This window comes from Ruegeria sp. BC2 (assembly GCF_056539245.1).
The window spans coordinates 409,307-430,189 of the sequence record NZ_JBQFUQ010000002.1 but is presented as its reverse complement, the minus strand read 5'-3'; the positions used below and the strand labels follow the sequence as shown (position 1 = coordinate 430,189).

18 protein-coding genes and 1 tRNA gene are annotated in these 20,883 nt (G+C 60.9%); 6 read left to right on the top strand and 13 right to left on the bottom strand.

What is annotated here, in order from left to right:
• Positions 1–51: 51 nt before the first annotated feature.
• Positions 52–1,194, top strand: coding sequence for a DUF3095 domain-containing protein (locus ACR0CU_RS12445; protein ID WP_170447297.1), 1,143 nt, complete (start codon positions 52–54; stop codon positions 1,192–1,194).
• Between the two features lie 7 nt (positions 1,195–1,201).
• On the opposite strand, the gene ACR0CU_RS12440 is transcribed toward ACR0CU_RS12445, so the two are convergent.
• Both ACR0CU_RS12440 and ACR0CU_RS12435 read right to left on the bottom strand, forming a co-directional pair.
• Positions 1,202–1,969: an HpcH/HpaI aldolase family protein gene (locus ACR0CU_RS12440; protein ID WP_170361209.1), complete on the bottom strand. Its 768-nt coding sequence runs from the start codon at positions 1,967–1,969 to the stop codon at positions 1,202–1,204.
• The gene (locus ACR0CU_RS12435) at positions 1,969–3,402 is read right to left on the bottom strand and encodes a pyridoxal phosphate-dependent decarboxylase family protein (protein WP_170447299.1); all 1,434 of its coding nucleotides are present in this window, start codon (positions 3,400–3,402) and stop codon (positions 1,969–1,971) included. Before ACR0CU_RS12435 ends, ACR0CU_RS12440 begins: the two co-directional genes overlap by 1 nt.
• A 776-nt stretch (positions 3,403–4,178) precedes the next feature.
• On the opposite strand from ACR0CU_RS12435, the gene ACR0CU_RS12430 reads away from it, so the two are divergent.
• Complete coding sequence (locus ACR0CU_RS12430; RefSeq protein WP_170447302.1) at positions 4,179–4,877, top strand: fumarylacetoacetate hydrolase family protein; 699 nt, start codon at positions 4,179–4,181, stop codon at positions 4,875–4,877.
• A gap of 25 nt (positions 4,878–4,902) precedes the next feature.
• Here ACR0CU_RS12430 and ACR0CU_RS12425 read toward each other — a convergent pair whose 3' ends face one another.
• Together ACR0CU_RS12425 and ACR0CU_RS12420 are read right to left on the bottom strand one after the other, a co-directional pair.
• Positions 4,903–6,147: a winged helix-turn-helix domain-containing protein gene (locus ACR0CU_RS12425; RefSeq protein ID WP_170447303.1), complete on the bottom strand. Its 1,245-nt coding sequence runs from the start codon at positions 6,145–6,147 to the stop codon at positions 4,903–4,905.
• A complete protein-coding gene (locus ACR0CU_RS12420; RefSeq protein WP_170447305.1) occupies positions 6,122–7,147 on the bottom strand; it encodes a LacI family DNA-binding transcriptional regulator in 1,026 nt (341 codons plus the stop codon). Before ACR0CU_RS12420 ends, ACR0CU_RS12425 begins: the two co-directional genes overlap by 26 nt.
• Positions 7,148–7,261: 114 nt before the next feature.
• Between ACR0CU_RS12420 and ACR0CU_RS12415 the strand changes: the two genes are divergently transcribed.
• Positions 7,262–7,338 (top strand) — tRNA-Arg (locus ACR0CU_RS12415).
• A gap of 586 nt (positions 7,339–7,924) precedes the next feature.
• Here the strand turns inward: ACR0CU_RS12415 and ACR0CU_RS12410 are convergent.
• Positions 7,925–9,310 (bottom strand): peptidase M16 family protein, encoded by a 1,386-nt coding sequence (locus ACR0CU_RS12410; RefSeq protein ID WP_170447307.1) that lies wholly within the window; start codon positions 9,308–9,310, stop codon positions 7,925–7,927.
• Between the two features lies 1 nt (position 9,311).
• Positions 9,312–10,580 carry a M16 family metallopeptidase gene (locus ACR0CU_RS12405; protein ID WP_254437581.1) on the bottom strand — a complete coding sequence of 423 codons (1,269 nt, stop codon included), beginning with the start codon at positions 10,578–10,580 and terminating at the stop codon, positions 9,312–9,314.
• Between the two features lie 338 nt (positions 10,581–10,918).
• On the opposite strand from ACR0CU_RS12405, the gene ACR0CU_RS12400 reads away from it, so the two are divergent.
• Together ACR0CU_RS12400 and ACR0CU_RS12395 are read left to right on the top strand one after the other, a co-directional pair.
• The gene (locus ACR0CU_RS12400) at positions 10,919–12,244 is read left to right on the top strand and encodes a sensor histidine kinase (protein ID WP_170447311.1); all 1,326 of its coding nucleotides are present in this window, start codon (positions 10,919–10,921) and stop codon (positions 12,242–12,244) included.
• A complete protein-coding gene (locus tag ACR0CU_RS12395; protein ID WP_170447313.1) occupies positions 12,241–12,897 on the top strand; it encodes a response regulator in 657 nt (218 codons plus the stop codon). The genes ACR0CU_RS12400 and ACR0CU_RS12395 overlap by 4 nt, the downstream gene beginning before the upstream one ends.
• A gap of 61 nt (positions 12,898–12,958) precedes the next feature.
• Here ACR0CU_RS12395 and ACR0CU_RS12390 read toward each other — a convergent pair whose 3' ends face one another.
• The 3 genes from ACR0CU_RS12390 to ACR0CU_RS12380 form a co-directional block, all read right to left on the bottom strand.
• A complete protein-coding gene (locus tag ACR0CU_RS12390) occupies positions 12,959–13,648 on the bottom strand; it encodes a hypothetical protein (RefSeq protein WP_480643132.1) in 690 nt (229 codons plus the stop codon).
• 240 nt (positions 13,649–13,888) lie between these two features.
• Positions 13,889–14,797: a c-type cytochrome gene (locus ACR0CU_RS12385; protein WP_170447315.1), complete on the bottom strand. Its 909-nt coding sequence runs from the start codon at positions 14,795–14,797 to the stop codon at positions 13,889–13,891.
• 13 nt (positions 14,798–14,810) lie between these two features.
• The gene (locus ACR0CU_RS12380) at positions 14,811–15,278 is read right to left on the bottom strand and encodes a c-type cytochrome (RefSeq protein WP_170370342.1); all 468 of its coding nucleotides are present in this window, start codon (positions 15,276–15,278) and stop codon (positions 14,811–14,813) included.
• An 86-nt stretch (positions 15,279–15,364) separates the two neighbouring features.
• Here ACR0CU_RS12380 and ACR0CU_RS12375 point away from each other — a divergent pair, with 86 nt between their 5' ends.
• Positions 15,365–16,210 (top strand): LysR family transcriptional regulator, encoded by an 846-nt coding sequence (locus ACR0CU_RS12375; RefSeq protein ID WP_170447317.1) that lies wholly within the window; start codon positions 15,365–15,367, stop codon positions 16,208–16,210.
• A gap of 2 nt (positions 16,211–16,212) precedes the next feature.
• Here ACR0CU_RS12375 and urtE read toward each other — a convergent pair whose 3' ends face one another.
• The 4 genes from urtE to urtB are packed head-to-tail and all read right to left on the bottom strand — an operon-like array spanning position 16,213 to position 20,866.
• Positions 16,213–16,920, bottom strand: a complete 708-nt coding sequence (gene urtE / locus ACR0CU_RS12370) for an urea ABC transporter ATP-binding subunit UrtE (protein ID WP_170447319.1) — start codon at positions 16,918–16,920, stop codon at positions 16,213–16,215.
• Positions 16,910–17,650 (bottom strand): urea ABC transporter ATP-binding protein UrtD, encoded by a 741-nt coding sequence (gene urtD / locus ACR0CU_RS12365; RefSeq protein ID WP_170342806.1) that lies wholly within the window; start codon positions 17,648–17,650, stop codon positions 16,910–16,912. The genes urtE and urtD overlap by 11 nt, the downstream gene beginning before the upstream one ends.
• Positions 17,647–18,900, bottom strand: a complete 1,254-nt coding sequence (urtC, locus tag ACR0CU_RS12360; protein ID WP_437436494.1) for an urea ABC transporter permease subunit UrtC — start codon at positions 18,898–18,900, stop codon at positions 17,647–17,649. The genes urtD and urtC overlap by 4 nt, the downstream gene beginning before the upstream one ends.
• A 10-nt stretch (positions 18,901–18,910) precedes the next feature.
• Positions 18,911–20,866 (bottom strand): urea ABC transporter permease subunit UrtB, encoded by a 1,956-nt coding sequence (gene urtB, locus ACR0CU_RS12355; protein ID WP_170447321.1) that lies wholly within the window; start codon positions 20,864–20,866, stop codon positions 18,911–18,913.
• Positions 20,867–20,883: the final 17 nt, after the last annotated feature.

Sequence of the window (20,883 nt, the reverse complement as noted above, 5' to 3'; positions counted from 1 at the left end):
GGAAACGCCCCCGCACTACGCTATCATTGCGGCAAGCAAACGGGAGGGACAATGAAGACCGCCGATATCGGATTCTATGACCGCGTACCCATTACACGCGACTTTCTTGCCCTGTCGGATCCGGAACAATTCACCCCGGTCCCGGATGACTGGATCGTGGGCGTCGCGGATATCGTGGATTCGACCGGCGAAATCGCGCGTGGTCGCTACAAGACGGTGAACATGGTGGGCGCGGCGGTGATCTCAGGCATGATCAACGCGCTGAGCGGGCGAGTTTTTCCCTATGTATTTGGTGGCGACGGCGCCGGATTTGCCATCCCGAAGGACGATGCCGACATGGCGCGCGCCACCTTGGCCGCGCTGCGCAGTTGGGCGGAAACCGAGTTCGGCATCGCGCTGCGTGCGGCTTTGGTTCCTGTGTCCGACCTGCGCGCGGAGGGGCTCGACTTGCGGGTGGCGCGCTATGCGCCGTCCTCGGGGGTGGATTACGCCATGTTCACCGGTGGCGGACTGGCCTGGGCCGAGGCGCAGATGAAGGCTGGCCGGTACGAGGTTCCGCCCGCCGGGTCCGACGCAAAGCCTGACCTGACGGGACTGTCCTGCCGCTGGTCCAACAGCCCTGCGCGGCATGGGCAGATCGTTTCACTTGTCATCCAGCCCACTGCGCAGGCGACAGAACGCGACTTTGCTGATCTGGCGCAATCAGTCCTGTCCGCATCCGAGGCTCTGGAGCGCGCGGGTCATCCCGTGCCGGCCGGCGGCCCTCCGATCAAGTGGCCACCTCCGGGGCTTGCACTGGATGCCCATGTTTCGCGCGCTGGGCGCAATCTGGCCGTGCGCAAGGCCGCGCTGCTTGTGCAGAACCTGCTGATCTGGCTGCTGTTCAAATCGGGCAAGCGACTGGGCGACTTCGAGCCGGGCCACTACAAGAACATGGTCAGCCGAAATGCGGATTTCCGCAAATTTGATGACGGGTTGAAGATGACGCTGGATTGCGACGACGAGACCCTGTCGCGCATCGCCCGGACCCTTGAGGATGCGCGCGGACGCGGCAAAATCAGATATGGCATCCATTCCCAGCAAGAGGCGATGATGACCTGCTTCGTGCCCGCCGCCACGCGCGACGATCACGTACATTTCGTCGATGGTGCATCGGGCGGCTATGCGCAGGCCGCCGCCGCAATGCAGGGGTGAGCCGCCCTCAGGAACGCCATTTCGCGGCCAGCCCGCGGGCGGCCTGAGCCAGCAGCATGACGTCGATACCGACCGCCAGGAACTGCGCGCCCATGTCCCGATACGCTTGAACCGCTTCATCATTGGTGCCCAGAATACCCGGCGCCTTGCCTGCCGCCCGGATCCGCTTCAAAGCATCGGCGATGGCGGTGCGCACCTCCGGCACCGTGCTGTCGCCTTTGTAACCCATGTCGGTGGACAGATCGGCCGGGCCGATGAAAACGCCATCCACGCCCTCGACCTGAAGGATGTCGTCCAGCGCGGCCATGCCCGCAAGGTTTTCCACCTGAACCAGCAAACAGATTTCGGGGTCGGCCGTGGCCACGTAATCGGGGATGGTGCCGTACATTGTCGCCCGTGTTGCGGCGGCCCCGACACCCCGCACACCTTTGGGCGGGTACTGGCAGGCCCGAACCAGCTCGCGCGCCTGATCCGCGCTTTCGACCATCGGTACCAGAATGGTCTGGGCGCCGGCGTCCAGCACGGTCTTGATCATCCAGGTCTCGCCGATGGGCAGCCGCACCACCGGGTGCGAGGGGCTGTTGGCCAGCGCAATCAGCTGATCGCGGATCGAACGGATGTCATTCGGCGCATGTTCGCCATCGATCACCAGCCAGTCGAAACCGGCGGTTCCCATTATTTCAGCGGTGATGGCTTCGGCAAAGCTCATCCAGCAGCCGATCTGCATTTCGCCCTGTGTCAGAGCCTGTTTGAACGGGTTTTTGGGGGCGGGCATCAGCGGTCCTCCTGCGGGGGTGTGGGCAAGGTGCGGGCGATTTCGGTGATCACGTCAAAGGCCATCCGGACGTCCTCCTCGGTGGTTTCGAACTGGCCAGCCTGAAAGCGGATGACGATGTCGCCATCGACTCGGGTCTGGGTCAGATAGATGCGCCCGTCATCGTTGATGGCGTTCACCAGCCGCAGATTCAGGTGGTCCAGATCCGCGGCTCCGGGTGGCTCATATCGGAAGGTCCACAGGGACCACATGGGCGGGGTGGCGATCCGGAAATCCGGCTCGGCCGCCAGCCGATCATGCAGGTCGCGCGACCAGTTGACGTGGTTGCGCAGCCGCGCGCGCAAGCCTTCCAGCCCGTAGGCGCGGATCACGAACCACAGTTTCAGCGCCCGGAACCGACGGCCCAGCGGCACCGACCATTCCGAGTAGTTGACGATCCCGTCCTTGCCGTGGGTTTTGAGGAATTCGGGGCTGATCGCCAGCGTCTGTACCAGATCGTCGGGGTCTTTCAGGAAATGCGCGCAGCAGTCGAACTGAACCCCCAGCCATTTGTGCGGGTTGAAAACGATGCTGTCGGCCTGGCCGATCCCCGGCCAATAGTGGCGGTATTCGGGGCAGATCATCGCCGACCCGGCCCAGGCTGCATCCACATGCGTGTACAGCCCATATTTCTGCGCGACTTTCAGACACTCATCCACCGGATCGGTCGCGCCGGTCCCGGTACCGCCGACGCACATGATTACCCCTGCGGGGTGAAGTCCGGCGTCCAGATCGGCCCGGATCGCGGCCTCGAGCGCGGCGGGGTCCATCCCGCGCCAATCACCCTTGATCGGGACGCGCACCAGGTTGTCCTGCCCGATCCCGGCCACCCAGATGGCGCGGTCGATTGATGTGTGCACCTCGGACGAGCAATAGACGCGCAAGGGTGTCTGCCCAAACAGGCCCTGACGGTTGCCCTGCCAGTTCAGCGCCTTTTCCCGCATGGTCAGAACGGCGGCCAGCGTGGCCGACGAGGCTGAATCCTGGATCACCCCTGCAAAGCCTTCTGGCAGGTCCAGCGCCTGCCGCAGCCAGTCCATCATCCGGGTTTCCATCTCGGTCGCCGCGGGCGAGGTCTGCCACAGCATGCATTGCGGCGCGATCGCGCTGGCCAGAAACTCGGCCAGCACCGACGGCGCCGAGGCGTTCGAGTTGAAATAGGCGAAGAAGCGCGGGTGCTGCCAATGGGTGATGCCGGGCATCACGATCCGCTCGAAGTCTTGAAAAATCCCTTCTATCGGTTCGCCATGCTCCGGCGCCTTCGCGGGAAGCGCGTTCAGCACCTCGCCGGGCTCGGTCCGGGCGCGCACCGGGTGCTGGCCGACGGTTTGGTGATAATGCTGCGTCCACTCGGAAATGCGTTTGCCCCATTCCGAGAATTCATCCCATCTCATCTGCCTTGCCTTCCGCCTTCGCATCTTTCGCGGGCAAGTGATGGCGATGCAGGCGGGCAGGTCAATCAAATTCCGGACGACGATGGCGCTGTGAGGTGGGACCGTGGCGGCCGTTCGGGCCAAAATCAGGCTCTAATAAAGAAAATCGCACCGGCTGTGCGGATCGGAGAACCCCGCCGGAGAAACTAGGGGTCGACTCCGGCGGGGTGGCCAGACGGTGTCTGAAGTTATTTGCCTGGCCCGGGGCCGAAGAATCCCTGTGTTGAAGGGCTCCGGCCCTGAATCGGAGAATGTGAGGTGCCCAAATTGCACCCCGACAGCGCAGCCCAAGCACCCAGGGGGATGAGGCCAGAGCGGCGGTTCTCCGAAACCGTAATTTTTCCTTGGTATTCGTGACGGTGGCACGCCGATGAACAAAGCTTGATTGGCTGGGCGCGCCGACCGCCTGAAAGAAAACCTAGCGCACCTGACCGCGAAACCAAGTCGCAATAAAGTGACGCGGCCAGTGGGCCTGTTGCGCTGCCTTCGAATATCTGCCCGATATGTCCGTTCATGATGCGCGGCCTGTGCGGTTTATTAAACAGGGCGGTCCCAAGTTTCCCTAGAATAAAGACGGATAGTCTGCGCGGATGAAACTGGTTTGCGCCCAGGTCCGCGGCCTTGGCAACTTCGCGCCGAAACGTACAGGCGGGCCGGCAATAATCGGCGTGTTTGCCGGGTTGAACAGCGGAGTGTCTCCTTTAGTCTGCGCGGCAATATGAAGGAAAGGATGCAATATGGCCAAATCTCTGTTTTCCCTGCCGGATGTGGTGCAGATACCAGTAGTTGGAGAGGCCAACACCTATCCGGTGGGGCGCATCTTCTGCGTGGGACGGAACTATGCCGCCCATGCGGCCGAGATGGGAAACGAGGTTGACCGCGAGGCGCCGTTCTATTTCACCAAGTCCCCGCAGAATGCCATTCTGACCGGGCAAACCGTGCCTTACCCGCCGGGCACCGAGAATTATCACCACGAAATGGAACTGGCCTTGGCCATCGGTCGCCCGGTGTTCCAGGCGACGTCGCAGCAGGCTTGGGATGCCGTGTTCGGATATTGCTGCGCATTGGACATGACCCGGCGCGACCTGCAGATCCGCGAGCGCAACAAGCAGCGCCCCTGGGATCTGGGCAAGGATGTGGAAAATGGCGCGGTGTTCGCGCCGCTGACCCGCGCCGCCGATTGGGCGCCGACCGATGACATCCGCATCCATCTGAGCGTGAACGGTGAGGTCCGGCAGGACGCCACCCTGTCCGAACTGATCTGGAAGATCGACGAGATCGTCATGCACCTGTCCCGGTTCTATCACCTGCGGCCCGGCGACCTGATCCTGACCGGAACGCCCGCCGGTGTCGGCCCGGTCGTCGCCGGAGACGAGCTGACCGGCGGCATCGACGGGTTGGAGCCCATCCGCCTGACCCTCGGGCCGGCGGAATAGACCCTAAAAAGGGATTGTTGGCCGCTCAAACAGGCGCGCGCAGCCAGTCTGCGTTAAAGGTGACCCGATCCAGCCCGGCAAAACGGCGCACCCGGTCCAACTCGGCCTCGAGCCGCCGGGTACGGGCGTCCGACCATCTGACCCCACGCTCGGGCCACAGGGCGCGGACCCGCAAGATACCTTCGTCGCGATGGGCCTTCATGTCGATCCGTCCAATCAGACGGTCTTTTTCGAGCAGCGGAAAGACGTAGTACCCATAGGTGCGCTTGGCCTCGGGCACGAAGACCTCGATCCGATAGTGGAAGCCGAACAGGCGCTGGGCGCGGTTGCGGTCGCGCAGCATCGGGTCGAACGGGCTGAGCACACGGATCCGCCCCGGGGCGGGGGCAGGGTCGGCAGCCTGGTCCGCCAAGCCGGGCCACGCAAACACGCGGCGCATTCGGCCATCGGCGCATTCCACTTCGATTTCCTGCAAATCCCCCCGTGTCAGAGCCTGTTTGCACCACTCTTTCGCCTCGGCAGGGGTGACCGTGTCCCAAAAGGCGGCCAGTTCGCCCGAGGTGGCAAAGCCCAGCCGGTCGAGCGCCGCGTGGCACAGCCAGTCCACCGTCGCCTGGTGGTCACACTCCATCACGCCGGGGCACAGATGGGTATCGATCACACGCTCGGTCAGGTCGTATTGCTTTTGAAACCCTCGGCGCCCCACCACCGTCAGCGCGCCCGAGCGCCACAGGTATTCCAGCGCCGTTTTCGAGGGGTGCCAATCCCACCAGCCGCCCGAGCCCTTTTTCTCATCCTGTCCCAGATCGGCCGAGCACACTGGGCCGTGGTCGCGGATGTGTTGCAGCACGGTTTCGAACTGCTGTTCGAACCCGTCGCGCCGCCAGTTGCGCCAGCGGGCCCGCAGCATCTCGGCGTCGCGCTGGAAGCGCAGGTGCCAATGCGGGTAGAACGCCATCGGGATCGCGGCGGCGTCGTGGGTCCAGTGTTCGAACAGGCCTCGGTCGCGCTCGTACAGGCGCTTGAGGTCGTTCGGCCGATAAGACGGGCGGCGCGAGAACAGGATCATGTCATGGGCGCGCGCCACGGTGTTGATGCTGTCGAGCTGCACGAAGCCCAGCCGGTGGATCAGGTGCAGCAGATCGGGACCCTTGGCCGGACCTGCGGGCTGTTCCGCCAGCGCGTGACGGTCCATGAACAACGCACGGGCGGTTCGGTTGTCGAGTTGTTGCAGCTTGCCCCGTTCAGCGCCGCTTGAGCGTGTCGCCATAGCTGATCTTGGGGGTCAAGGTAATGCGTGTTTCGATCTCGGTATTTGGGTCGGCCAGTTGGGCGGCGATGATTTCTGCGGCCTTGCGACCGATTTCCAGTCGGCAGGCGTCCATGGTGGCCAGCTTGCGCGGCAGACCCTGTAGCAGTTCGACGTTGTTGAATCCCGCAAGGCCGATCTGTCCGGGCACGTCGATACCCTGCTCAAGCAGGTACAGCAGCCCGCCCGCGCCGATCATGTCGTTGGAATAATACAGGAAGTCCAACTCCGGGGAGCGTTCTAGCATGGCTTTGGTCATCTCGCGCCCCTTGGCCAGGGCCGAACCGCCGGAATAGAACTCTCGGTCCTCGATTTCGATCCCATGCTTGCCCAGAACTTCGGTGAAGCCCTCGAACCGTTTGCGCGCGCGGTGGTCCAACGGCATCTTGGTGCCCATGAAGCCGATATGCAGATACCCGGCCTTGAGGATCGCCTGCGCCATCTCGCGCCCCGCGCGACGATGCGAAATGCCCACCATCGCGTCCACAGGCTTGCCGTCCGTATCCATGATCTCGACTACCGGGATGCCCGCCGAATCCAGCATGGCCCGCGCGGCCTCGGTGTGTTCCAGCCCGGCGATGATCACGCCCGACGGGCGCCACGAGAGCATCTCGTACAGGACCTTCTCCTCTTTTTCCGGCAGATAATCGGTGACGCCGACCACGGGCTGCAGCTCGGTATCCTCAAGCACCTGGTTGATGCCGGTCAGCACCTCTGGGAAGACCATGTTCGACAGCGACGGGATGATCACAGCCACCAGGTTCACCCGGCTCGAAGCCAGTGCCCCAGCGATCTTGTTGGGCACGTATCCCAGCTCCTTAGCGGCGGCCAGAACCCGGGTGCGGGTCGCGTCCGACACATCGCCCCGATTGCGCAGGACCCGGCTGACCGTCATTTCCGACACACCGGACGCTTCTGAGACATCACGGAGAGTAAGCGGGCGTTTCGTTTCTGTTGTCACCGGGGATACCTGCATTGTTGTTTCCCCGATGCTAGCGCGAACAGGGCAATCTGTTCAACTGTTGTGCAAAGGTCATGACAAGCCGAAAAAACCCGGCTACAGAAGGCGCCGCGCGGCCCCGTGGCTCAACTGGATAGAGCAGCCCCCTCCTAAGGGGCAGGTTGCAGGTTCGAATCCTGCCGGGGTCGCCAGCAACTCAGCGCGAGTCGGATTTCGGGTTCGGTTTCACCGCTCAACCGCGATGGCGCGCTTACTTCGTACATGCAGTCCTGGCGATCCTGTTTGCCGTGCATACACTTCTTTTGGTGCAGTCGCCCTGAGAGTTTCTGCCTCTCTCAAATCTGCATTCTGGTGCGGTTTTGGACCAGCCTCGGCTCGTCGTGCATTTGGTATTCCCAGTGCATTGCGCTCCACCGCAGGTTTTCGGCTGCCATTTTCGGTAGGAATCGTATGAGCGCCACCCCTCTGGGCATGCTCCGCCCGCGAACGCGCAAGCGGTCTTTCCCTTGATCGTGACGGTTTTTCCTCCCGCACTATTGCACTCTGCTGCCGTTGGGGCCGCACTTCCGGGAAGTGGCGATACCAACACCAAACACAGACCAACCAAAGATAGTATCTCAAGAACACGCATAGCGTTCTCCTTGCTGCGCGACAGGCAAGTCCAAGCTTACGTGACCGACAGACAATCCCAAAGGGTCAATCCCACGGTACCTTCGAGACGATGTATCGCGGGGATCATCTGCTCTTTGAAGCACCGCAGCATTGGCCCGCGGACAGTCAGTATTCCGCGTTTGACAGCTTGTTAAGGCAACGGCTGATCGGTGCGCCTTTGGGCAGGGCACAGTACCCGTCCGACCGCATGTCGGCCGACGGGGAAACACCTCCTCCGATCAAGATCACCAGGAACTCCTCAATCGGGGGCAACAGCGTATCGGCGTTCTCAATCGTCTCTTCGGTCGAGACTGTCCGGAATGCCTCAAACAGTGGAAGGGTGATTTCGCCTTCTACGCCGTCAGGATGTTCGTCCAGAAACTGGCGCGCGCCCCAGTCAGGGTCTGTGAAGAATCTGTGATAGTAGGTGCGGTCCAACCGATCTTTCTGGATTTCCAGACTTTCCGGGACAACGCCTCCGTCGCGGACGCCTTGATAGATTTCCATGATCTTGCCGTGGACCTCGGGCCATGCGCTGGCTTCGACGGTCGCGCTCAGCGCGATCACGGCCTTGTTCTTGCCCACGACCACAAAGTCCGAACGTGGATCGTAGGATGCACGCATGGACTGGCGGATGACCCGAAACATCTCCGAGCCCTGATTGGCGCCGATGTAGTCAACAAGAAGGTTCGAGCCAAGCTGGTCCTGTGCGTTCGAAAACGCCTTTGCATTGGCAAGCAGGATCAACATTTCGGATGCGTCGGGATCGGCGAGATGCACGATACCTTTGGGCAGGGCAAAGGGCGCCCCGTTCGCGCCCGTCCACCCTTCGGCCCATTTGCTCAGGGCGCGCCCCAGCCGGAACCGCGCGCCCGGCAGCGAATTGATCAATCGGACGGTGCGGCGCGTTACCTCTTCTTCCTCTGATCTGAGGATGACCTGAGCAGGTCGTCCGAACTGAAAGTCGGTTTCAAGGGTTTCTTCGTCCGTGGCGGCAGGGTCGAATTCCAGATAATTGGTAACCTCGTTCAACACATCCGACGGCTGTCTGGTTCTGGTCGAGATAACTGGGCGAAACGCCTCAAGCTCTCGTGCGTACCAGTCTGGTGTGTATCGGGGTTCGAGCAATACGTTCTCAAGGTGTACCAGGACTTCCGGGAAGACGTCGCTTGGCGCCGAGACGGTGAGCGTCAGGTTCTTGCCGCTTCTGCCGATTTTCTGTTCGACACCTTTCAGCTTCAGGAACGAACTGACTTCGTAGGATGAGCGGGTCGAGGTCCCGCCTGTCACAACGCTCGCAATGACGGCCGACATGGCGGCAGTGCGGTCCAGCGTCGGGTGGTCAATCGTCCAAACCAGGGTCAATGCGGACGTGCCGTTCTCAAGCGAAGAGAGCTCGACCAGTTTCGTTTCGCCTGCAGTCGCAATCAGTTCCGCCTGTGCCCGCTCACCCGGCAGCAAGGTAAGCGCCGCAAAGAGAACTGCGAGAAGCCGGCCCTTGAAAACGCTCATGTCAGTCAGCTTTCTCTGCAAGAACGAAAGATGACGCGGAAGGCTGCAAGACTTTTTCCGCAAAATCGACAACTTCCTGATCTGTGGTGTTGCTCAGTGTTTCGGCAAAGACCGACGGGCTGATGGGCGGGAATCCGTCCGCGGCGACGTTCTGCAGAAACCACAGAAAGGCCGAAGGACGGCGGGCCATGTTCTGGGACCAGACCACCTCCTTTTGACGGAGCTCATGAATTTCGTATTTGCTGATCGGCTCGTCCAGCAAGCCAGCCAAGGTCTCGGTCAGCAGATCCTTGGCTTCATCCACGCTGAAGCCGGGCATGAGTTGCAGGTCGATCACCAGTTCAACATCGGCATTCTTCGCAAAATACCAGTTGACGCCATGGTTGAGTATCCGCGTGTCCTCGTGGCGCAGGACCTTGGCGATCCGTTCGTTCAGGATCCCGCTTGCGATGAAGAACGCGCCTTGCATGTCGATGCTCGTGGAGCGGTCTTCGAATTCCACGAATTTTGCGAACAGCACGGTGTCGCGTTGCAACCGATCCGACTGCAGGCGCACGACAGACTGTTTCCCGGGATCCGGCTTGTGATCCAACCACGGTTTTTTCGGAGCCTCCGAGGGTTCGGTGTCGCCAAACACCCGCGCCACCAGGTCTTCGGCCCGGGCTGGGTCAATGTTTCCGGAGACGATCAACGTCACGTTGGACGGGACATAGTGTTCCTTGTGAAACTGATAGGCCTTTTCGAGGCTCAGCTTGGGCAGATCCTCGACGGTGTTGTCTGCCCGGCCGCGCAAGGTGCCGTAGAGGTTTTGAAGTGCCATTCGGCTGAGCCAGCGAAACGGATATTGCCGTTCACGCAGCAAGGTTTCCCGCTGGACGATAGCGACTTCGCTCTCCGCAAATTGCCTGGATACGGATGGCGTGTCCAGAACGGCGCGGGAAAGCCGCAACAACATCTCCGCCTCGGATGGCAACCCGGAATTCGTGTACACGGTCGCGACATTGTGCGTGGTGGCGTAGATGTCGCGTTCGCGCGGTTTTCTGAGAATGGTGGCGTCGGCCGAGAACGCGGCGAGATGCTCGGTCAGATGGGCTGTGCCGGACGGGTCCGGGTCGTCATACGACCCCGAAAGAACGATCAACTGAACATCTACGCGGTCGAAGTCGTCCACTGGAACCACATATGCCGCGTGCAGCCCGCCCTTCTGGGCAAGCGGAATGATGCTCTGAGCCTGAGCGGATCCCGAAAAAATCAAAAAGACGATCGACAAGAAAAATACGGCGGCGCGCATCAAAAACCTTTGAACTACTTGATTTTCGCTGAAACGTCGGTCGGCCGACGCTCAACCATAGGGGTAACGGTTGTGTCAATGCTTGCGGGGCGCGGGGTGTTTTTCAAGTCGAAAAAGGCATTGCAAATCGGGGTGTGTTTCTGAGGCTGCGGGCGGGGCTTGCTGAGGCAAACATCTGGATCGTGTCAGACCAAGGTCTGTGGTGCGGTTATCGATTGTGGGTCATAGTCGGGGCCACGATGAGGACGAAAGTTGCTGAGCTGACGATTGGGAATTGGTCGTTGTCGCGAGTTTTTCTTGCGGCAAGCATCCTTGTGATGGGATCTGCAACCGCGATCGTCGGTGTATGGGTTTCAAATCGAATCCAGAACGCGGTCGTGCAGAACTCGGCCAATTCGGCGGCGCTGTATATGGAAAGCATCGTCTCACCTCTCAGCCAGGAACTGGCTTTGGGTGACCGCCTGTCCGAACAGGCGAGGCGGGCGCTGGACGAGATATTCATGACCCAGCCGATGCGCGATCGTATCGTATCATACAAGTTCTGGAAGCAGGGCGGTGTGGTCGTACACGCCTCGGACACAGGCATCATCGGTAACCGTTTCGAGCCGACGGGCGACCTTCAGCGCGCCTGGATCGGCGAAATCTCGGGCTCGTTCGAGGAACTGGATCACGATGAAAGCGCTGCCGAAGCGGCGTTGGGGATACCGCTGCTCGAGGTCTACAGCCCCATTCGTGAGCTGTGGTCCGGTGAAATCATTGCCGTGGCCGAGTTCTATGAAAGAGCCGATCAATTGGAGATGGATCTGGCAAAAGCCAGGCGCACAAGCTGGTTGGTGGTCGGTTCCGCCTTTCTGGCAAGCACGGTTGTCCTTTTTTGCATCGTTGCGATCGGGGACAACACCATCCGGCGGCAGGCGAGGCTATTGAAGAAACGGCTGGCGGAAAGCGAAAGGATGGCGGCGCAGAATGCGATGCTGCGGTCGCGGGTGGTCGAGGCCTCGGGGCGGTATGCCGCGCAGACGGACCGGTTTCTGAAGAAACTCGGCGCCGAACTTCATGACGGCCCGGCGCAGTACCTTTCACTTGCCGCCCTTCGGTTGGAGGCCGCGTTTTCGGACAAATCCCCAAAACCGAAGGAGGCCGAGGAAATCCAGCAGTCGCTGCAGAAGTCCTTGACCGAAATCCGCGCGCTGTCCCGGGGGCTGTCTGCGCCCGATATCGACAACCTGACCTTGATTGATGTCGTGAAAAGAGCGGTCGAGGACCACGCGGAGCACAGCCCGTTGCGGCCTGAAATCTCGTTTCATGGCAGTGACATGCCGGATTTGTCGGTGTCTGACAAACTGTGCGTTTTTCGCTTTCTTCAGGAAACACTCTCGAATACCGCGCGATATGCTCCGCAGTCCCGCTGCAGCGTCACCTGCCATGTTCGCGACGATTGCATTGTCATTCAGGTCAAGGACGATGGACCCGGCTTTGATCCTTTGGACGGCACTGTTCTGCGCGATGATGGCGGCCAGGGGCTGCTGGGGCTGCGCGATCGGGTCGAAAGCATCGGCGGCAGGTTTCAGGTCTCGTCCAGTCCCGGTCAGGGCACCACCGTCGAAATGACCCTGTTTCCCAACAAAACGAGCTCACCATGACCAAGACACTTGTCATAGCAGATGATCATCCGATTTTCCGGGATGGGCTGCGGCGGACCTTGGATGAGGCAGAAGGGTTCGAAGTTCTCGCGGCCGGATCCAGCGCCGACGAAGCGGTTGCGCTTGTCGCTCAGCACCAGCCCGACATCGCAATTCTCGATCTCTCGATGCCCGGCGGTGGGATCAACGCGACACGCCGGATCGCCGCAATGGAGAAACCGCCCTGCATCGCGATTCTGACGGTTTCGGAGAACAGCAGCGATGTTGCCGATGCACTAGAGGCCGGAGCGATTGGGTATATTGTCAAAGGCGTTACCGCGAGCGAACTGACCGCCTCCCTGCGCAGCATCGCCGCGGGGGAGGGGTTCGTTTCGCCGGGGCTGGCTTCGCGGGTACTGCTTCAGATCGACAACGACGCAAGCCCTGCGAACAGCAGCGATGTCCTGGATGATCTCACGCATCGCGAAGAGGAGATACTCAGGCGCGTGGCCAAGGGTTTGAGCAATCGCGAGATCGCCGTGGAACTGGATCTTCAGGAAAAGACCGTGAAACACTATATGACGGCGATCCTGTCCAAGCTGCACGCGCGGAACCGGGTCGAGGCCGCACTTATCGCGCACGACGCGTGGGGCAAGAAAAACAAGCCCGCATAGCCTGTAAACGCCGAAACGGCCTCTCTGACCGAGAGACCGTCCGGGAAATTCGCGCTGTCCGTCAGTTCGCGACCGATTGCAGCCTTCGAATATCGGCGGCCGTGGCAGTTCTTTCCACAACGGTCCGGTTGAAGGGGTCTTTCAGCTCGTAGCGCCCGAACTCGATCTCTTCTTTCCAGCCGTTGGCGTAGTTGACTTCGATGTTGTTGCCCTGACGTTCGATCTTTGTGGGGCGGCTTCCGGCCGTGCCGCCTTGCCCGGATGCGCTTACATTCTTGATCGAAATACCGTTCGCCAGAGAACGAAGCCTTGAGATATCGGCTCCTGTGGCTGGCCGTTCCTCAATAGTCCGGTTCTGAGCATTCTTTCTCTCGTACCGGCCGTTTTCGATTTCTTCCTTTGTTCCGTCTGCATAGCGAACTTCGATCCCGTTCGCAGTTGTTTCGACCTTGGTTATGCCGGCCGACCCGGTCGGGGTGCTTCCGGATTGCGACGATCCCTTTTTGCTGCCGCTGCGACTTGACCGATCGTCGTCATCGTCGTCGTCATCATCCCGATCATCATCGTCGTCGTCGTCATCCCGATCGTCGTCATCCCGATCGTCGTCATCATCATCATCGTCGTCCCGACCGCTGCCACTCTTGCCTTTGCCGCTTTTGGCAAACGCGAAAGCGGGTTCAAGCTGCAAGCCGCCCTCGGTACTGAACTTGGGAGTGTATGGCGCCGCCGAAATCAACGTCGCCAGTGCCACAGTGCTGAGAAGTTGTCCCAGTTTCCGGTTCGCAATCATTTCAGCCTCCTTTGCTGTTCGACAAATGTCTGGTTGTCGTAGGGAGGCTAAAGCGGGTTGGATCCGTCCACATCGGGCTTAGGTCTGACGAATTTCCAACCAAACGTCCGACGGGGGAAGCGAAAAGACCCAAGGTGCCAAGATCACGCCGCCAGACGAATCGCCAAGGCTCATAGGTTGCCGGGGGATGTGGGCGTCGGCTCAGTCTGTTGTGGCGTCGTTGGCCGGTACCGGAACAGCCTTGAGATATGCGGCAATCGCCAACCGGTCCTCATCGGACAGACGGGAAGTGTTCTCGATGACCTCGGCCATCTCTCCGCCGGCGCTGTCATAGTCCGGAGTGAAACCGGACTTCAGGTATTCGGCGATGTCGGCTTCGGACCAATCCAGGTGGTTGGTGGTCAGGCCGGGAATGCGCCCTTTTCCGCTGGGGTTTGGCGCACCCGTCAGCCATTGATCCCGGCTCAAGCCGCCAAGGCCATCTCTGGGCGTGTGGCACTCGGCGCAATGGCCCAAGGCTTCGACCAGGTAGCGTCCGCGCTGCTGCTGCACATCAAGATTACCGTCCACCACCCACTCTGGTTCAAGGTAGAGAAGCTTCCAGCCGCCCAAGCTTCGCCGGATGTTGAAGGGGAAACCGACCTCGTGCGCTCTGCTTTCCTGCGAGGCGGCCGGCAGGGTGCCGAGGAATGCGCGCAGCGACACGACATCCTCCGGCGTCATGTTCGTATAGGTCGTGTAAGGGAAGGCCGGGTAATAGTGTTGCCCGTCCGGCCCGGTTCCGTAGATCAGGGCATCCGCCAGTTCCAGCGCCGACCATGACCCAATCCCGGCTTCTGGGTCGCTGGATATGTTCGGAGCTATGAACGTACCGAAATCTGTCTCGAACCGGCGTCCGCCCGCCAGCACCAGCTTTTCCTCACCCTCGGAGTTCGGCGCTGAATGGCACGAGGCGCATCCGGCCGCAAAGAACACGGTCTCGCCCCTGACAAGATCAGGGGCAATACCGTCCAACTCGGCCGGATCGACGTGTTGCGGTCGGGTCAGAACCAGACCGGTCAGCCCGGCCACGACCGCGACGCCCGCGGCAATCGACAGAAGCCGCCGCACCGTCAGGGCCTTGTCAGTTCTTTGGGGCTCTGTAAGCCTTGTGACATGCCGAACAGGCTCCACCCAATGGTCCCATCGCTGCTTTCAGCGCTTCGACATCTTGCCCGGCGGCGGCCTGCATCGCAACCGCGGCTTCAGCCATTGCCTGGCCCTTGGCGCTGACATCCGGGAAGTTCTCCCAGATCGCCGGAAGCGCACGGGAAGATGGGTCGGAGACATTGTCGGACCCGGCTGGCCACATGGCCGACTGATCGATCTGCGTCACGGCAACCAGGTTGTTTGCAGCGCGCGTCGCGGCCTCGGCGTTGTATTCCACCTCGCCCTTGGCCATGCCGCCAAGCGTGCCCAGATTGAACGCATACAGCTGCATGACGGCCTTCCGCGCCTTGACGGCCGGGTTTTCGCTTTCCTGGGCTACGGCCGTGCCAATTACGGCCACAGAAATCAAACTCGCCGCAAGGATTGAGAATTTCTTGATCATGGTATCTCTCCCACATGAATGTGTCGAATGGTAACTTGATCGAAATTTCTTGTAATTGTTTATTTCTCTGCGTTTCTTGTTAACTTATGAACAATCAAAACTGGGATGACATCCGATACGCACTCGCCGTAAGCCGGCACGGCTCGTTGAATGCAGCGGCCACAGCGCTGGGCGTGACCCATGCAACGGTGCTGCGCAGGGTGGCCGCGTTTGAACGACGCCATGGGTGCGTGATCTTTCAAAAGAACCCGACGGGCTACAGCACGCTGCCCGAGGCCCGGGCCATTCTTTCTGCCATGGAAAATGTCGAGGATGCGGTGCTTTCGGTTGAACGGGCAATCGTGGGCGCGGACCGTTCGCCGACCGGGCGGGTGCGGATTGCCTCGACCGACAGCCTTTGCCAGCTTGTTTTGCCCGGGATACTGAACCGCATTTCTGCGCTTTATCCGGGTTTGGAACTGAGTCTGCTGAGCGGGAACAATCACCATGACCTGTCGCGGCTGACCGCTGACATTGCCGTGCGTCCATCAATACGCCTGGGCGAAGACTTGGTGGGCGAGCGGGCTGGCGCGTTGGCCTTCGGGGTCTACGACGATGGGTCCCCCAACCGAAAATGGATGCGTTTGGACGGGGCGCTGAGCGGTTCGGTCCCGGCCAGATGGATGTCCGAACATGTGCGGGATGAAGACACCACCATCGGCGCGGACAGTTTCCTTGTGCTCCAGCAGATGGCTGCGACAGGTGTCGGCAAGGCATTTTTGCCGACGTTCATCGGTGATGCGGACCCGCGGTTGCAGCGGGCGCCGGACATGGATCCGGCGATCGAGGTTCCTCTGTGGGTGGCCACGCTTGAAGAGATTGCGCGCACGCCGCGGTTTGCCGTCGTGCAGCGGGCCTTGGTGGAACACCTGCCCGAAGCACTGGGCCGGTAAGGTCAAACCGAAACGGCCGCCCTGAGCTGCTGCTGACCAAGTTCGGATTTTGATCCTTTCAGGAATGGCGACCCGCGTTCCAGCACCAGAAAACTGTCGCCCAGGGAATACGCGAAATCAAAATACTGCTCGACCAGGACGATCGCCATCTCACCTTGATCGCGCAACAGGCGGATGACTTCGCCGATCTGCTTGATGATATTGGGCTGGATGCCCTCGGTTGGTTCATCCAGCAAAAGCAGCCTGGGTTTCGTGATCAAGGCCCGCGCAATTGCGAGCTGCTGCTGCTGACCGCCTGACAGATCACCACCGCGCCGCGACAGGAACTCTTTGAGAATCGGGAACAGTTCGAAGATGTAGTCAGGTATCCTGTGTTCGCTGCGGGGCAGGCAGGCAAAACCGGTTTCCAGGTTCTCGCGGACCGTCAGAAACGGAAAGATTTCTCGTCCTTGCGGAACATAAGCCACACCTTTTCGAGCCAGCTCATAGGATGTGGCCTTGCCGATCTCCTCGCCGCCAAGCCGGTATTCACCGCCGCTGCGGGGGTGGGTTCCGGAGATGGCTTTCAACAGGCTGGTCTTGCCGACGCCGTTGGTGCCCATCACGCAGGTGACCTGGCCCTGACGTGCGGTGATGTCGATCCCGTTCAGGATCTGGCTGCCGCCGTAGTGCAGGGACAGGTCCGAGATTTCCAGAAGCTCAGCGGCCAAGATACACCTCAATCACTTTGTCATTATTGGTGACGTGGTCCAGCGATCCTTCGGCCAGAACTGACCCCTCGTGCAGCACCGTGACCTTACAGTTCAGGCGGCGGACGAACTCCATGTCATGTTCAACCACCACCACGGCGCGGGTTTTGGCGGCGGCGACAAGAATGTCGGTCGTGTGCTCGCGCTCGGCGGGGGTCATTCCGGCGGCCGGCTCATCGACCAGCAGCAACTGCGGATCCTGCGCCAGCAGCATGCCGATCTCCAGCCACTGCTTCTGCCCGTGGCTCAGTTCGCCCGCCTTGCGGTTCAAGGCATTCTGCAGTCCGATTTCCTCGGCCAGGTCGGCGACCTTCTGATGATCGGCCTGTCCGGCCCGAAACCGCAGGACAGCCAGCGGGCCGCGTTTGTTCCTGAGGGCCAGCATCAGGTTCTCGCGAACGCTCTGGTCCTCAAAAACGGTGGGGCGCTGGAACTTTCGGCCGATGCCGGCCTGGGCAATCTGGCTTTCGCTCATCGACAGGAGCGACACGGATTTGTCACCCCACAGGACATGGCCATCATCCGGTTTGGTCTTGCCGGTAATGATGTCCATGAACGTTGTCTTGCCCGCCCCGTTCGGGCCGATGACCGCGCGCATTTCGGCTGGGCCAATCTGGAATGTCAGGTTGTTGATGGCTTTGAATCCGTCGAAGGTTACGGACACGCCGGAGACTTCAAGCAACGTACTCATTCGTCAGCCTCCTTTTCGCGCAGCGACCCAAGGTCCGGGCCCAGATCGGCGCCGTGGCGATCCGGGGCGCGCCGTTCGGCAAACCTGTCGATCAGGCCGCCGATGCCCCGAGGCGCAAACAGCGTGACCGCGACAAATGACAGCCCAAGCAGGATGGTCCACCAGTCGACCCATTGGATCGTGTAGAATCCCAGCGAGATGTTGGGGGCCTGACCACCCGTGAACCATGTGGACAGCAGAGAAACGAATGCCGCGCCGATCACCGCTCCGTACAGACGGCCCCGTCCGCCGATCGCCACCCAGACAGCCAGGTAGATTGATGCAATGGGCGCGATCTCGGCTGGATTGATGATGCCGGCTTGGGGGTAATACAGGGCACCTGCGATGCCGCAGATCACGGCGGTGAAGGTGAAGATGAACAGCTTGTAGGCTTCGACCGAATACCCAAGGAACCGAACCCGGCTTTCGTCGTCCCGGATGGCGCGAATGACCGATCCGAACTTGCCGGACACCATCCAGGCGCAGACCAGATAGCCCAGCCCCAGCGCCAGGGCCGACGCCCAGAAGAACAGGATCGAAACCGTCGATTGCGGCACCGAATCCAGACCCGGCAGATTCTGCAGACCCGACAGGCCGTTGTTCCCGCGCAGCCCGCTGTCGTTCTGAAACAGGTACAGAGACAGCGCCAGCGTCATCGCCTGTGTCAGGATCGACAGGTAGACCCCGGTCACGCGGCTGCGGAAGGCCAGCCACCCGAACACAAGGGCCAGCAAGCCGGGCACCAGTACGACCGCAGCCAGTTGCAAGGGCAGCGAATGCGCAACAGCCCAGATCGGTGGGAACTCGGATGCGCCGACGACTCCGAAGATCTGGGTGGCGATGCCGTCGGAGACTTCCTGGGCCGTTGGTGGCAGGGCCGAGGACGCGAGGCTTTCGATCACGATGATCTCGGTCCGCGCATACATCAGCCACATGCCGATGGCGTATCCGCCGATACCGAAGAAGGCCATATGCCCCAAGGACAGGATGCCCGTGTAGCCCCACACCAGGTCCATCGCCAGGGCCGCAAGGCAAAGGCAGAGGGTCTTGCCCAATGTCTTGACGAAACTGGTGGATATCAGGCCGATCCCGAACCCTTCGCCCAGCACTGTTATGGTCGCCGTGAACAGCGCCAGAACGATCAGAAAGATCGCGACCGAGGGATAGCGCAGAACAAATGGCTTTCGCATCGGGCTGGCTGTGGATGTCATGTCAACCATATCACGCTTCCGCCGCCCGACCCTTGAGCGCGATGATGCCGCGCGGCCGGAATTGAATGAACAGGATGATGAACAGGATCATGTAGGTCTGCGCCGCAAGGGTATTGGACGGGTTGAACCATTCGATCCCCTTCTGCAGCGTGCCGACCATCGTGGCCCCCAGCAGCGTCCCCCAGATGTTGCCCACACCGCCCACGACCACTGTCATGAAGCTTTGCACGATATAGTCGGAACCCATCTCGGACGTGACCTTTGCGTAAAGTCCGATCGCCACACCGGCAATGCCCGCGATGCCCGAGCCAAAGCCGAAGGTCAGCATGTTGATCCGGTCGGGATTGATACCCATCGAGGACGCCATGCGCGGGTTCTGCGTCACGGCGCGCACCTCAAGCCCCAGCCGGGTCCGGTTCATGACGATGAGGAAAAGCGCGAGGAACAGCAGCGCCAGAACAAAGATCGCGATGCGGATGTAACTGATGGAGACGATATCGTTCAGCACCATCGAACCGTCCAGCCAGGCCGGGGCGGTCAGGGGACGCGCCTGGGTTCCAAAGATGTTCTTGGCCAGTTGCTGCAGCGCGATGGAAACCCCGAAGGTCGCAAGCAGCGTCTCCAGCGGACGGTGATACAGCCAGCGAATGACCAGACGTTCCAGCAGAACACCGGCGCCGAAGGTCACCAGGAATGCGCAGGGAATGGCGACAATGATCGACAGGGTCAGGTCCGGAATGAACAGTTGAACCACATATCCGGTATAGGCGCCCATCATGATGAACTCACCATGCGCCATGTTGATGACGCCCATGACGCCGAAAGTGATGGCAAGGCCGATGGCGGCAAGGAAATAGATCGAGGCGAGCGACAGCGCATCCAGAACCAGATCCGCCGTCTGGTTGAGAGCGACTTGCGTCTCGATATTGTCCAGCACGGCCTGCGCCGCCAGCGCCACCGGCAACGGCGCCGAGGTGTAGACCCGGTAGAACTTGTACTGTTGCACGGCCTCTGCGATGTCGTCCTGCGTCACCAACGGAGCGGCGAGCCCCTGATCGGCCAGCAGCTGGTATGCCGCTTGTCGTGCCGCATCTTCGTCCAGACTTGCCACCTGTACGCCTGCGACCCTGTCACCGTCGATATTCGAAATCAGGGTCTCTTTGATGGTGCCGTCGTCCACCAGGGCCGGTGCCAACCCGTTCTCAACCAACAGGTCATAGGCCTGTTTCTGTGTCAGTTCGTCCGACCCGGCCTCGATGGTCACAGCGCCATCCGGAGCCGTGTCGGACACCTTGATTTCAGATGCAACAAGGGGATTGAGCGTTGCGCGCACGTCAACGCCCAGATCGCCGGCGAAGCTGTCGATTGCAGCCAGCCTTGCGACCGCGTCATCATCAAACCGGATCGTCAACAGACGCTCGAGCCGGTCCTTGCGGGCCCGCAGATCCGCGTCCTGCTCTCCGGCAATGGCGCCGCGCAGGGCGGATAGGTGCGAGGGTTCCGCGTCCCGCTCGATCGCCGTCAGCGCTGCGCTTCGGTTCAGCGGGTCGGGGTCGTTCAATTGAAACTGCACCAGCGCCGAAGCGATCAACCCGCGAATGCCCGAGTTCGGCTTGAGTTGTTTGTAGTTATTCTTGTCGACGACACCGATCTCGGCCCCATCCGAGATGTCGAAAACCCGCAATTCGCCATCGGCTTTGGACGCAAAAACGAAAAGGCCCGTATCCCGGTTGAACCACATGTCCTTGGCCTGCCACCGCTCCAGGACGGTTTGTGCCTCGGGCAATCCACTCTGCGCCAGGGCGTCAATCGCAGGGCCGATCGTCTTGCGAGAGGATTTTTGAATGACCTCCGCATGGGCCTGCAAAAGCTTCTGGACCGGCGCGTCGGAGGATTGGGCTTGCAAAAGACCAGGGGCCACGAACAGCAGCAGGGCAAGCAAAGCCCGGCAAATCGAAAGCGTCATTTGGGGAGACCTCGGCA

What these genes read in the sequence shown, in the direction of transcription:
- ACR0CU_RS12435 (WP_170447299.1), bottom strand. Translation starts at nt 3,402, where the DNA reads ATGAGATGGGATGAATTCTCGGAATGGGGCAAACGCATTTCCGAGTGG.
- ACR0CU_RS12400 (WP_170447311.1), top strand. Translation starts at nt 10,919, where the DNA reads ATGGGATCTGCAACCGCGATCGTCGGTGTATGGGTTTCAAATCGAATC.
- ACR0CU_RS12410 (WP_170447307.1), bottom strand. Translation starts at nt 9,310, where the DNA reads ATGAGCGTTTTCAAGGGCCGGCTTCTCGCAGTTCTCTTTGCGGCGCTT.
- ACR0CU_RS12395 (WP_170447313.1), top strand. Translation starts at nt 12,241, where the DNA reads ATGACCAAGACACTTGTCATAGCAGATGATCATCCGATTTTCCGGGAT.
- urtD (WP_170342806.1), bottom strand. Translation starts at nt 17,650, where the DNA reads ATGAGTACGTTGCTTGAAGTCTCCGGCGTGTCCGTAACCTTCGACGGA.
- urtB (WP_170447321.1), bottom strand. Translation starts at nt 20,866, where the DNA reads ATGACGCTTTCGATTTGCCGGGCTTTGCTTGCCCTGCTGCTGTTCGTG.
- ACR0CU_RS12380 (WP_170370342.1), bottom strand. Translation starts at nt 15,278, where the DNA reads ATGATCAAGAAATTCTCAATCCTTGCGGCGAGTTTGATTTCTGTGGCC.
- ACR0CU_RS12375 (WP_170447317.1), top strand. Translation starts at nt 15,365, where the DNA reads ATGAACAATCAAAACTGGGATGACATCCGATACGCACTCGCCGTAAGC.
- urtC (WP_437436494.1), bottom strand. Translation starts at nt 18,900, where the DNA reads ATGACATCCACAGCCAGCCCGATGCGAAAGCCATTTGTTCTGCGCTAT.
- ACR0CU_RS12440 (WP_170361209.1), bottom strand. Translation starts at nt 1,969, where the DNA reads ATGCCCGCCCCCAAAAACCCGTTCAAACAGGCTCTGACACAGGGCGAA.
- ACR0CU_RS12430 (WP_170447302.1), top strand. Translation starts at nt 4,179, where the DNA reads ATGGCCAAATCTCTGTTTTCCCTGCCGGATGTGGTGCAGATACCAGTA.
- ACR0CU_RS12445 (WP_170447297.1), top strand. Translation starts at nt 52, where the DNA reads ATGAAGACCGCCGATATCGGATTCTATGACCGCGTACCCATTACACGC.
- ACR0CU_RS12425 (WP_170447303.1), bottom strand. Translation starts at nt 6,147, where the DNA reads ATGGCGACACGCTCAAGCGGCGCTGAACGGGGCAAGCTGCAACAACTC.